Source organism: Pseudescherichia vulneris (assembly GCF_902164725.1).
GTDB lineage: Bacteria > Pseudomonadota > Gammaproteobacteria > Enterobacterales > Enterobacteriaceae > Pseudescherichia > Pseudescherichia vulneris.
Genome location: NZ_LR607338.1, coordinates 3,427,490 through 3,440,391, shown reverse-complemented (window position 1 = coordinate 3,440,391; position 12,902 = coordinate 3,427,490). Strand labels below are relative to the sequence as shown.

Below are 12,902 nucleotides of genomic sequence, written 5' to 3'. Positions count from 1 at the left end.
ACGCTCCGCTTGCCGGGCCTACCAACGTCTCCCATTCAGACGATTCCCTACGGTCTTTCATATTTCCTCCATTTTTCTGCGGCGTTGCATTACTAAACTAGTATCATTCTGTGAAATGTTTCAGGAAGAGATACGGATAACAATGAAAGGTCGTGTTAATGCCCGCTGGGCGATGGTCATCGGCGTGGCGCTTGTTGCTATTGCCGCACTTTGGTACTGGCATAGCCACAACAGCACTCAGACTGCGGCAGGCGCACATGCTCCGCAGGCGGGACGTGGCGCTGCAGGTGGCCGTCGCGGTATGCCGCTGGCCCCGGTGCAGGCTGCCACCGCCGTAGAAGGCGAAGTCCCCCGCTATTTGACCGGCCTCGGCACCATCACCGCCGCCAATACCGTCACCGTGCGCAGCCGCGTTGACGGCCAGCTTATGGCTCTGCACTTCCAGGAGGGCCAACAGGTCAAGGCCGGAGACCTTTTAGCGGAGATCGATCCCAGCCAGTTTAAGGTAGCGCTCGCCCAGGCCCAGGGCCAGCTGGCGAAGGACAAAGCTACGCTGGCTAACGCCCAGCGCGATCTGGCTCGCTATCAGCAGCTGGTCAAAACCAATCTGGTTTCCCGCCAGGAGCTGGATGCCCAGCAGGCGCTGGTAAGCGAATCCCAGGGCACCATCAAGGCTGATGAAGCCTCGGTCGCCAGTGCCCAGCTGCAGCTGGACTGGAGCCGCATTACCGCCCCGATTGATGGCCGCGTGGGCCTGAAGCAGGTCGATATCGGCAACCAGATCTCCAGCGGTGACACCACCGGTATCGTGGTCATCACCCAGACCCACCCTATCGATCTGGTCTTTACCCTGCCGGAGAGCGATATCGCCACGGTGGTGCAGGCGCAAAAGGCCGGGCAAACCCTTAGTGTTGAAGCTTGGGACCGCACCAACAAGCAGAAGCTGAGCGACGGCACCCTGCTGAGCCTCGATAACCAGATCGACACCACCACCGGCACCATCAAGCTGAAAGCCCGCTTTGCCAACCAAGACGATGCCCTCTTTCCTAACCAGTTCGTTAACGCCAGGATGCTGGTCTCTACCGAACAGAATGCGGTGCTGATCCCGACCGCCGCGCTGCAGATGGGCAACGACGGTCACTTCGTCTGGGTGCTGAACGAGCAGAACAAAGTGAGCAAGCACACCGTGACGCCTGGCATTCAGAACAGTCAGCAGGTGGCGATTAGCGCCGGGCTGTCGGCAGGCGACCGGGTGGTCACCGACGGTATCGACCGCTTAACCGAAGGCGCGCAGGTCGAGGTCGTAACGGCCCAGAGCGCCGACGCCGCCCCTGCCGCGCAGGCGAAAACCCACGGCGCGCGCGCCGCAGAGGGAGCGGGTTCCTGATGCAGGTGTTACCTCCCAGCGCCACCGGCGGCCCGTCCCGCCTGTTTATTCTGCGTCCGGTCGCCACTACCCTGATGATGGTGGCGATCCTGCTGGCCGGGATCATCGGCTACCGTTTTCTGCCGGTCTCCGCCCTGCCCGAGGTGGACTATCCTACGATTCAGGTGGTGACCCTCTATCCTGGCGCTAGCCCAGACGTGATGACCTCCGCCGTTACCGCGCCCCTTGAGCGGCAGTTTGGCCAGATGTCTGGCCTCAAGCAGATGTCTTCCCAAAGCTCCGGCGGCGCATCGGTAGTGACGCTGCAGTTTCAGCTGACGCTGGGGCTGGACGTTGCCGAGCAGGAGGTGCAGGCCGCAATCAACGCCGCTACCAACCTGCTGCCTTCCGATCTGCCTAACCCGCCGGTCTACAGCAAGGTTAACCCGGCGGATCCGCCGATTATGTCGCTGGCGGTGACCTCAACCGCGATGCCGATGACCCAGGTTGAGGATATGGTCGAGACCCGGGTGGCGCAGAAGATCTCTCAGGTGGCCGGCGTCGGCCTGGTGACGCTTTCCGGCGGCCAGCGTCCAGCGGTACGGGTGAAGCTTAACGCCCAGGCTATCGCCGCCCTCGGGCTGACCAGCGAAACCGTGCGCACCGCGATTAACAACAACAACGTGAACTCGGCGAAGGGTAGCCTCGACGGCCCAACGCGGGCGGTGACCCTCTCCGCGAACGATCAGATGCAGTCCGCCGAAGACTACCGCCGCCTGATTATCGCCTATCAGAATGGCGCACCGATCCGCCTCGGTGACGTAGCAACCATTGAGCAGGGTGCGGAGAACAGCTGGCTGGGAGCGTGGGCCAACAAGCAGCAGGCGATTGTGATGAACGTCCAGCGCCAGCCGGGCGCCAACATTCTCTCTACCGCCGACAGCATCCGTACCCTGCTGCCCCAGCTTACCGAGAGCCTGCCGAAGTCGGTCACGGTGAAGGTCCTCTCGGATCGCACCACCAACATTCGCGCCTCGGTGCACGACACCCAGTTTGAGCTGATGCTGGCCATCGGCCTGGTGGTGATGATCATCTACCTGTTCCTGCGCAACGTGCCGGCGACCATTATTCCCGCCGTGGCGGTACCGCTGTCGCTGGTGGGCACCTTTGCGGTGATGGTGTTCCTCGACTTCTCGATCAACAACCTGACGCTAATGGCCCTGACCATTGCCACCGGCTTCGTGGTCGATGACGCCATCGTGGTAATTGAGAATATCTCCCGCTATATCGAAAAAGGCGAGAAGCCGCTGGCGGCGGCGTTGAAGGGCGCGGGAGAGATTGGCTTTACCATTATCTCCCTCACCTTCTCGCTGATCGCGGTGCTGATCCCGCTGCTGTTTATGGGCGATATCGTGGGGCGTCTGTTCCGCGAGTTTGCCGTCACCCTGGCAGTGGCGATTCTGATCTCCGCCGTGGTCTCTCTGACCCTGACGCCGATGATGTGCGCCCGGATGCTCAGCCATGAATCCCTGCGCAAGCAGAACCGCTTCTCCCGTGCCTCGGAGCGCTTTTTCGACCGCGTGATTGCCGCCTATGGCCGGGGGCTGACGAAGGTGCTGAACCATCCCTGGCTGACCCTCAGCGTAGCGGTGGGCGCGTTGCTGCTGTCGGTGCTGCTGTGGGTGACCATCCCGAAAGGCTTCTTCCCGATCCAGGATAACGGCATTATTCAGGGCACCCTGCAGGCCCCGCAGTCGGCGTCGTTTGCCAGCATGGCGGAGCGCCAGCGTCAGGTGAGCGATATCGTGCTGAAGGATCCGGCGGTAGAGAGCCTCACGGCCTTTGTCGGCGTGGACGGCACCAACCCGTCGCTGAACAGCGTCCGGCTGCAAATCAACCTCAAGCCGCTGGATGACCGGGACGATCGCGTCCAGACGGTGATCGCCCGGCTTCAACAGGCGGTAGCGAAGGTGCCCGGCGTGGCGCTCTATCTCCAGCCGACCCAGGATCTGACCATCGACACCACCGTCAGCCGCACCCAGTACCAGTTTACCCTCCAGGCCACGACCCTTGAGGCGCTGAGCACCTGGGTACCGCAGCTGATGAGCGAGCTCCAGACCCTGCCGCAGCTGGCAGACGTCAGCAGCGACTGGCAGGATAAGGGGCTGGCGGCCTACGTCAACGTTGACCGGGACAGCGCCAGCCGCCTGGGCATTACCATGGCGGACGTGGATAACGCCCTCTACAACGCATTCGGCCAGCGGCTGATCTCCACCATCTATACCCAGGCTAATCAGTATCGGGTCGTGCTGGAGCATAACACCGCCGCGACGCCGGGTCTGGCGGCGCTGGACTCCATCCGCCTCACCAGCAGCGATGGCGGCGTGGTGCCGCTCAGCGCCATTGCCAAAGTGGAAGAGCGTTATACCCCGCTGGCGATCAACCACCTTGATCAGTTCCCGTCTACCACCATCTCGTTTAACGTTCCGGACGGTTACGCGCTGGGGGATGCGGTGCAGGCGATTCAGGATAGCGAGAAGAACCTCAGCCTGCCGGGGGATATCACCACCCAGTTCCAGGGCAGCTCGCTGGCATTCCAGGACGCGCTGGGCAGTACCGTGTGGCTGATCGTTGCGGCGGTAGTTGCGATGTATATCGTGCTCGGCGTGCTCTACGAGAGCTTTATCCACCCGATCACCATCCTCTCTACCCTGCCCACTGCGGGGGTGGGCGCGCTGCTGGCCCTGATGCTGGCAGGCAGCGAACTGGATGTGATCGCCATTATCGGTATCATTCTGCTGATCGGCATCGTCAAAAAGAACGCCATCATGATGATCGACTTTGCCCTCGCCGCCGAGCGGGAACAGGGCATGGTGCCCCGGGAGGCGATCTATCAGGCCTGCCTGCTGCGTTTCCGTCCGATCCTGATGACCACCCTCGCGGCGCTACTGGGTGCGCTGCCGCTGATGCTGAGCACCGGGGTGGGCGCAGAGCTGCGCCGCCCGTTGGGGATCGGCATGGTCGGTGGCCTGCTGGTGAGCCAGGTGCTGACCCTGTTTACCACGCCGGTGATCTACCTGCTGTTTGACCGCCTGGCCCTGCGGGTTCGCCACCGCTTCCCCCGTCGCGAAGAGCGTGAAGGCGAGGAGGCATAAGTGAAGTTTTTTGCCCTCTTCATTCACCGCCCGGTCGCCACGATCCTGATTTCGCTGGCGATTACCCTCTGCGGCATTCTTGGCTTCCGCCTGCTGCCGGTGGCCCCGCTGCCGCAGGTGGATTACCCGGTCATTATGGTCAGCGCCTCCCTGCCTGGGGCGTCGCCGGAGACCATGGCCTCCTCGGTGGCAACGCCGCTGGAGCGCTCCCTCGGGCGCATCGCCGGGGTCAATGAGATGACCTCCTCCAGCTCGCTGGGCAGCACGCGTATCATTCTGGAGTTCAACTTCGACCGCGACATCAACGGTGCCGCGCGAGACGTGCAGGCAGCGATCAACGCCGCGCAAAGCCTGCTGCCGAGCGGCATGCCGAGCCGTCCGACCTATCGCAAAGCAAACCCGTCCGATGCGCCGATCATGATCCTGACGTTGACCTCGGACACCTACTCCCAGGGGCAGCTGTATGATTTTGCCTCGACGCAGCTGGCGCAGACCATCTCGCAAATAGAGGGCGTGGGCGACGTTGACGTGGGCGGCAGCTCCCTGCCCGCCGTGCGGGTGTCGCTCAACCCGCAGGCGCTGTTTAACCAGGGCGTGTCGCTGGACGCCGTACGCAGCGCGATTAATAACGCCAACGTACGCAGGCCACAGGGGGCTATCGAGGACGACACCCATCGCTGGCAATTGCAAACCAACGATGAGATCAAAACCGCCGAGGCCTACCAGCCGCTGATCGTTCACTACAGCAACGGAGCGGCGGTGCGTCTCGGCGACGTCGCCAGCGTCACCGATTCGGTGCAGGACGTGCGCAACGCCGGGATGACCAACGCCAAGCCAGCGATCCTGCTGATGATCCGCAAGCTGCCGGAAGCCAATATTATCCAGACGGTGGACAGCATTCGCGCCCGGCTGCCGGAGTTACAGGAGACGATCCCGGCGGCCATTGACTTGCAGATCGCCCAGGACCGCTCCCCCACTATCCGCGCCTCGCTGGATGAGGTCGAGCACAGCCTGATCATCTCCGTGGCGCTGGTGATCCTGGTGGTCTTTCTCTTCCTGCGCTCGGGCCGGGCGACGCTGATCCCGGCGGTAGCGGTGCCGGTGTCGCTGATCGGCACCTTTGCCGCCATGTACCTGTGCGGCTTTAGCCTCAACAACCTCTCCCTGATGGCCCTGACCATCGCCACCGGCTTTGTAGTGGATGACGCCATCGTGGTGCTGGAGAATATTGCCCGCCATCTGGAGGCCGGAATGAAGCCGCTCCAGGCGGCATTGCAGGGCACGCGGGAGGTCGGCTTTACCGTGCTCTCCATGAGCCTGTCGCTGGTGGCGGTTTTCCTGCCGCTGCTGCTGATGGACGGCCTGCCGGGTCGCCTGCTGCGGGAGTTCGCCGTCACCCTGTCGGTGGCGATCGGCATCTCGCTGGTGGTCTCCCTGACCCTGACGCCGATGATGTGCGGCTGGCTACTCAAGAGCGGCAAACCGAAAGCGGAAAGCAAAGTGCGAGGCTTTGGCCGCCTGCTGCTCGCTCTTCAGCAGGGCTACGCTAAATCGCTGAAGTGGGTGCTGAACCATACCCGGATAGTGGGCGTGGTGCTGCTTGGCACCATTGCGCTCAACGTCTGGCTCTATATTGCCATCCCGAAAACCTTCTTTCCGGAGCAGGACACCGGCGTGCTGATGGGCGGTATCCAGGCGGATCAGAGCATCTCCTTCCAGGCGATGCGCGGCAAGCTAGCAGACTTTATGAAGATTATTCGCGACGATCCGGCGGTGGATAACGTTACCGGCTTTACCGGCGGCTCGCGGGTCAACAGCGGGATGATGTTTATCACCCTGAAATCTCGCGACCAGCGCAGCGATACCGCCCAGCAAGTGATTGACCGCCTGCGCGTAAAGCTGGCGAAAGAGCCGGGCGCTAACCTGTTCCTGATGGCGGTACAGGATATCCGCGTCGGTGGCCGTCAGTCGAACGCCAGCTATCAGTACGCGCTGCTCTCGGACGATCTCAGCGATCTGCGCGAGTGGGAGCCGAAGATCCGCAAGGCGCTGTCGGCCCTGCCCCAGCTGGCGGACGTTAACTCCGATCAGCAGGATAACGGCGCGGAAATGAACCTGATCTACGACCGGGAGACGATGTCCCGGCTGGGCATCAGCGTGCAGGATGCCAACGGCCTGCTGAACAACGCCTTCGGCCAGCGGCAGATCTCGACCATCTATGAGGCGCTGAACCAGTACAAGGTAGTGATGGAGGTCGATCCGCGCTATACCCAGGACATCAGCGCCCTGGATAAGATGTTTGTGATCAACAGCGAGGGCAAGCCGATCCCCCTCTCCTACTTCGCGAAATGGCAGCCCGCTAACGCGCCGCTGTCGGTGAACCATCAGGGGCTCTCTGCTGCCTCAACCATCGCCTTTAACCTGCCGACCGGGACATCGCTCTCCGAGGCCAGCGAGGCGATTGACCGGACGATGACCCAGCTGGGGGTACCCTCCAGCGTACGCGGCAGCTTTGCCGGGACCGCGCAGGTCTTCCAGGATACCATGCGCTCCCAGCTGATCCTGATCCTCGCGGCCATCGCCACGGTCTACATTGTGCTTGGCATTCTCTATGAGAGTTACGTTCATCCGCTGACCATTCTCTCTACCCTGCCGTCGGCGGGCGTAGGAGCGCTGCTGGCGCTGGAGCTGTTCGATGCCCCATTTAGCCTCATCGCCCTGATCGGAATTATGTTATTGATAGGTATCGTCAAGAAGAACGCCATCATGATGGTCGACTTCGCCCTGGAGGCGCAGCGCACCGGCAACCTGACGCCGCAGGAGGCCATCTTCCAGGCCTGTCTGCTGCGCTTCAGGCCGATCATGATGACCACCCTGGCGGCGCTGTTTGGCGCGCTGCCGCTGGTGCTGACCTCCGGCGACGGCTCCGAACTGCGCCAGCCGCTGGGGATCACCATCGTCGGCGGTCTGGTGATGAGCCAGCTGCTGACGCTCTACACCACGCCGGTGGTCTATCTCTTCTTTGACCGGCTGCGGCTGCGTTTTGCCCGCAGGCGTCAGCCGCTATTGGGTGAGTAACTGAGTGAGTAAAGGGTAAAGAGGCAGGTGAAATGACCGATCTTCCGAACCAGGTCCGCTGGCAGCTATGGATAGTGGCCTTCGGCTTTTTCATGCAGGCGTTGGATACCACCATCGTCAATACCGCCCTGCCCTCAATGGCGCAGAGCCTCGGCGAAAGCCCGCTGCATATGCATATGGTCGTCGTGGCCTACGTGCTGACGGTGGCGGTGATGCTTCCCGCCAGCGGCTGGCTGGCGGATAAGGTTGGCGTACGCAACGTCTTCTTCACGGCGATTGTGCTGTTTACGCTGGGATCGCTGTTCTGCGCCCAGGCCAGTACCCTCGATGGGCTGGTGATGGCTCGCGTGTTGCAGGGCGTCGGCGGCGCGATGATGGTGCCGGTGGGCAGGCTAACGGTGATGAAGATCGTTCCCCGGTCGCAGTATATGGCGGCAATGACCTTCGTCACCCTGCCGGGGCAGATTGGGCCCCTGCTCGGCCCGGCTTTGGGAGGGATTCTGGTAGAGTACGCCTCCTGGCACTGGATCTTCCTGATTAACCTGCCGGTGGGCATCATCGGGGCGATTGCTACCCTCTGGCTGATGCCCAACTACACCCTGCAAACCCGCCGCTTCGATATGCCCGGCTTCCTGCTGTTGGCCTTTGGCATGGCGGCGCTGACTCTCGCCCTCGACGGCCAGAAGGGGTTAGGCATCTCAACGTTAACCCTTGTGGCGCTGGTGGTTGCGGGCGGGCTGGCGCTGGGCGTCTACCTGTGGCACGCCAGACGCAACGAGGCGGCGCTTTTCCCCCTCGGCCTGTTTAGTACCCGCTCCTTCTCCCTTGGCCTTGCCGGCAGCTTTGCCGGACGCATCGGTAGCGGGATGCTGCCCTTTATCACCCCGGTATTTTTACAGATCGGCCTCGGCTTCTCGCCGTTCCACGCCGGGCTGATGATGATCCCGATGGTGCTGGGCAGCATGGGCATGAAGCGGATCGTGGTGCAGATCGTTAACCGCTTTGGCTACCGCCAGGTATTGGTAGCCAGCACGGTGGGGCTGGCGCTGGTAAGCCTGCTGTTTATGGCCACCGCGCTGGCGGGCCTCTATTACCTGCTGCCGGTGGTCCTGTTCGTGCAGGGAATGATCAACTCGATGCGCTTCTCGACCATGAACACCCTGACGTTGAAGGATCTCCCGGATGCGCAGGCCAGCAGCGGTAACAGCCTGCTGTCGATGATCATGCAGCTGTCGATGAGTATTGGCGTCACCGTCGCCGGGCTGCTGCTGGGCCTGTTTGGTCAGCAGCATCTGGCGACCGACAGCACGCTGGTGCACCACGTTTTCTTTTCCACCTATCTGTGCATGGCGGTAATCATCGCCCTGCCCGCGCTGGTCTTTGCCCGCGTGCCGAATGACGCCAGCACCAACACCGTGATTGCCCGGCGTAAAAGGAGCCAACAATGAAATTCTGGCGACCCGGTATTACCGGCAAGCTCTTTCTGGCGATCCTCGCCACCTGCATTGCGCTGCTGATCACCATGCACTGGGCGGTGCGGATCAGCTTTGAGCGCGGCTTTATCGACTACATCAAGCACGGCAACGAGCAGCGCCTGCAGATGCTTGGCGACGCGCTGGGAGAGCAGTACGCGCTGCACGGCAACTGGCGCTTTCTGCGCAACAATGACCGCTTTGTCTTCCAGATCCTGCGCTCGTTTGAGCATGATGGCGACGACGATCGGCCCGGCCCCGGCATGCCGCCCCACGGCTGGCGCACCCAGTTTTGGGTGACCGATCAGAGCGGCGACGTGCTGGTAGGCCCGCGCTCGCCGATCCCCAAAGAGGGAACCCGGCGGGCGATAATGGTCAACGGGGCGGAAGTGGGCGCGGTGATCGCTTCTCCAGTGGAGCGTCTGACCCGCAACACCGACATCAACTTTGACCGCCAGCAGCGGCGCACCAGTTGGCTGATCGTCGGCCTTGCTACGCTGTTGGCGGCGCTGGCGACCTTCCCGCTGGCGCGCGGTCTGCTGGCCCCGGTGAAGCGGCTGGTGGAGGGGACGCACCGGCTGGCGGCCGGGGACTTTACCACCCGCGTGGCAACGTCCAGCCCGGATGAGCTAGGCAAGCTGGCCCAGGACTTTAACCAGCTTGCCAGCACCCTGGAGAAGAATCAGCAGATGCGCCGCGACTTTATGGCCGACATCTCGCACGAGCTGCGTACCCCGCTGGCGGTGCTGCGCGGCGAGCTGGAGGCGATTCAGGACGGCGTGCGCCAGTTTACCCCTGAGTCGGTGGCCTCCTTGCAGGCCGAGGTGGGCACGCTGACCAAGCTGGTCGACGATCTGCATCAGCTCTCGATGTCCGACGAGGGGGCGCTGGCCTATCAGAAAGCCCCGATGGACGTGATTACCCTACTGGAGATCGCCGCCGGGGCGTTTCGGGAGCGCTTCGCCAGCCGGGGTTTAACCCTTAGCGTCTCGCTGCCGGAGAGCGCTATCGTGTTCGGCGATCGCGACCGCCTGATGCAGCTGTTTAATAATCTGCTGGAGAACAGCCTGCGCTATACCGATGCCGGGGGCCAACTGTTGATTAGCGCTACCGTGAAGCCCACTACCTTAGCGATGACCTTTGCTGACAGCGGCCCCGGCGTCAGCGACGAGCAGCTCAGCCGTCTGTTTGAGCGCTTCTACCGCACCGAAGGCTCGCGCAACCGCGCCAGCGGCGGCTCCGGGCTGGGGCTGCCTATCTGTGTGAACATTGTTGAAGCCCACGGCGGGACCATTGCCGCTGCCCATTCGCCTTTTGGCGGGGTAAGCATTACAGTTGAACTACCGCTGGAACGCGATTTACCGAGAGATGTATGACTGAGTTACCCATTGACGAAAACACCCCACGCATTTTAATCGTGGAAGATGAGCCGAAGCTGGGACAGCTGCTGGTGGACTATCTGCGGGCGGCGGGCTATGCCCCGACGCTGATCAACCACGGCGATAAGGTGCTGCCCTACGTGCGCCAGACGCCGCCGGATCTGATGCTGCTGGATCTGATGCTTCCCGGCACCGACGGCCTGACCCTGTGCCGGGAGATCCGCCGCTTCTCCGATCTGCCGATTGTGATGGTCACCGCCCGAATCGAAGAGATCGACCGCCTGCTGGGGCTGGAGATCGGTGCCGATGACTACATCTGCAAACCCTATAGCCCTCGGGAAGTGGTGGCGCGGGTAAAAACTATTCTGCGCCGCTGCAAGCCCCAGCGCGAGCTGAAAGAGCTGGACGCGATCAGCCCGCTGGTGATCGACGAGGGTCGCTTCCAGGCCAGCTGGCACAGCAAGGCGCTGGATCTGACGCCCGCCGAGTTTCGCCTGCTGAAGACGCTTTCCAGCGAGCCGGGAAAGGTCTTCTCCCGCGAGCAGCTGCTGAATCATCTCTATGATGATTACCGGGTGGTGACCGACCGCACCATCGACAGCCATATCAAGAACCTGCGTCGCAAGCTGGAGGCGCTGGATGAGGAGCAGTCGTTTATCCGGGCGGTGTACGGCGTCGGCTACCGCTGGGAAGCAGATGCGGGTCGGATAGCCTGACTTTACTATCTTTTACCCGTTANNAATTATCGTTAGTTTTAATTAAATGTTTACCTGCCACCCCCGCAGCGCTATAATTCCCGCCCTTAAAACAGGGGATTACCCCCTGCCCGCCCACTATGCTGCGGCGGATCTGACCTGTCATCAGAACGAGAACATCATGTTTAAACCGGAACTCCTCTCCCCGGCGGGAACGCTGAAAAATATGCGTTACGCCTTCGCCTATGGCGCGGATGCCGTCTACGCGGGCCAGCCCCGCTACTCCCTGCGCGTGCGCAATAACGAATTCAACCACGAGAATCTCCAGCTGGGGATCAACGAAGCCCATGCGCTGGGTAAAAAGTTCTACGTGGTGGTCAATATTGCGCCGCACAACGCCAAGCTAAAGACCTTTATCCGCGATTTAGCGCCGGTGGTGGCGATGGGGCCGGATGCGCTGATCATGTCCGATCCCGGTTTAATCATGCTGGTGCGCGAGCACTTCCCGGAGATGGACATTCACCTCTCGGTGCAGGCGAATGCCGTCAACTGGGCGACGGTGAAATTCTGGCAGCAGATGGGCCTGACCCGGGTGATCCTCTCCCGCGAGCTATCGCTGGATGAGATCGCCGAGATCCGCCAGCAGGTGCCGGAGATGGAGCTTGAGATCTTCGTGCACGGCGCGCTGTGCATGGCTTACTCTGGCCGCTGCCTGCTGTCGGGCTATATCAACAAGCGCGATCCGAACCAGGGCACCTGCACCAACGCCTGCCGCTGGGAGTACAACGTCCAGGAAGGGAAAGAGGACGCCGTGGGTAATATTGTCCACGTCCACGAGCCGATCCCGGTGAAAAACGTCGAGCCGACGCTGGGTATTGGCGCGCCGACCGACAAGGTATTTATGATTGAAGAGGCCCAGCGTCCCGGCGAGTACATGACCGCGTTCGAAGATGAGCACGGCACCTACATCATGAACTCGAAGGATCTGCGCGCCATCGCCCACGTTGAGCGTCTGACCCAGATGGGCGTGCACTCGCTGAAGATAGAGGGCCGTACCAAGTCCTTCTACTACTGCGCCCGTACCGCGCAGGTTTACCGTAAGGCCATTGATGACGCTGCCGCCGGTAAACCGTTCGACACCAGCCTGATGGAAACTCTGGAGGGGCTGGCGCACCGGGGCTATACCGAAGGCTTCCTGCGTCGCCACACCCATGACGACTACCAGAACTACGAGCAGGGCTACTCGATCTCCGATCGCCAGCAGTTTGTTGGCGAATTCACCGGCGAGCGCAACGGTGCGCTGGCGGCGGTGAAGGTGAAGAACAAGTTCTCGGTGGGAGACAGCATGGAGCTGATGACCCCCCACGGCAACGTCAACTTCACCCTGGAGCATATGGAGAACGCCAAAGGCGAAGCGATGCCGGTTGCGCCGGGCGACGGCTATACCGTCTGGCTGCCAGTGCCTTCGGATATGCAGCTGGAGTACGGTCTGCTGATGCGCAATTTCAACGGCCAGACGACGCGCAATCCGCACGCTGCTTAGTGAGCAACTAGTTCAAATGGGTTATTTTTTCAGGTGATATGAATCTTAGAATCGGATCACATACCGTTTCGCTTGATAAGGGTATTATCCCTGCGCTGAAAAACATAACCCATAAATGCTAGCTCTACCAGGAACCACCTCCTTGGCCTGTGTAATCTCCCTTACGCAGGCCTATTTTTTTACCTGCATAAAAACCCCTTCATGAATATGTGGC

7 protein-coding genes are annotated in these 12,902 nt (G+C 61.6%); all 7 read left to right on the top strand.

The features are described 5' to 3' along the window. Positions 1 to 142: 142 nt before the first annotated feature. A complete protein-coding gene (locus FN633_RS14350; protein ID WP_154058172.1) occupies positions 143 to 1,387 on the top strand; it encodes an MdtA/MuxA family multidrug efflux RND transporter periplasmic adaptor subunit in 1,245 nt (414 codons plus the stop codon). Beyond that, positions 1,387 to 4,521, top strand: coding sequence for an MdtB/MuxB family multidrug efflux RND transporter permease subunit (locus tag FN633_RS14345; RefSeq protein WP_154058171.1), 3,135 nt, complete (start codon positions 1,387 to 1,389; stop codon positions 4,519 to 4,521). The genes FN633_RS14350 and FN633_RS14345 overlap by 1 nt, the downstream gene beginning before the upstream one ends. Then, positions 4,522 to 7,599: a multidrug efflux RND transporter permease subunit MdtC gene (gene mdtC, locus FN633_RS14340; RefSeq protein ID WP_154058170.1), complete on the top strand. Its 3,078-nt coding sequence runs from the start codon at positions 4,522 to 4,524 to the stop codon at positions 7,597 to 7,599. A 32-nt stretch (positions 7,600 to 7,631) separates the two neighbouring features. Further along, a complete protein-coding gene (gene mdtD, locus FN633_RS14335; protein WP_154058169.1) occupies positions 7,632 to 9,047 on the top strand; it encodes an MFS transporter in 1,416 nt (471 codons plus the stop codon). Then, positions 9,044 to 10,447 carry an envelope stress sensor histidine kinase BaeS gene (gene baeS, locus FN633_RS14330; RefSeq protein ID WP_154058168.1) on the top strand — a complete coding sequence of 468 codons (1,404 nt, stop codon included), beginning with the start codon at positions 9,044 to 9,046 and terminating at the stop codon, positions 10,445 to 10,447. Before mdtD ends, baeS begins: the two co-directional genes overlap by 4 nt. Beyond that, the gene (gene baeR / locus FN633_RS14325; RefSeq protein WP_154058167.1) at positions 10,444 to 11,166 is read left to right on the top strand and encodes an envelope stress response regulator BaeR; all 723 of its coding nucleotides are present in this window, start codon (positions 10,444 to 10,446) and stop codon (positions 11,164 to 11,166) included. The genes baeS and baeR overlap by 4 nt, the downstream gene beginning before the upstream one ends. 160 nt (positions 11,167 to 11,326) lie before the next feature. After that, positions 11,327 to 12,688 carry a prephenate-dependent tRNA uridine(34) hydroxylase TrhP gene (trhP, locus tag FN633_RS14320; RefSeq protein WP_154058166.1) on the top strand — a complete coding sequence of 454 codons (1,362 nt, stop codon included), beginning with the start codon at positions 11,327 to 11,329 and terminating at the stop codon, positions 12,686 to 12,688. The last annotated feature ends 214 nt before the right edge of the window (positions 12,689 to 12,902 follow it).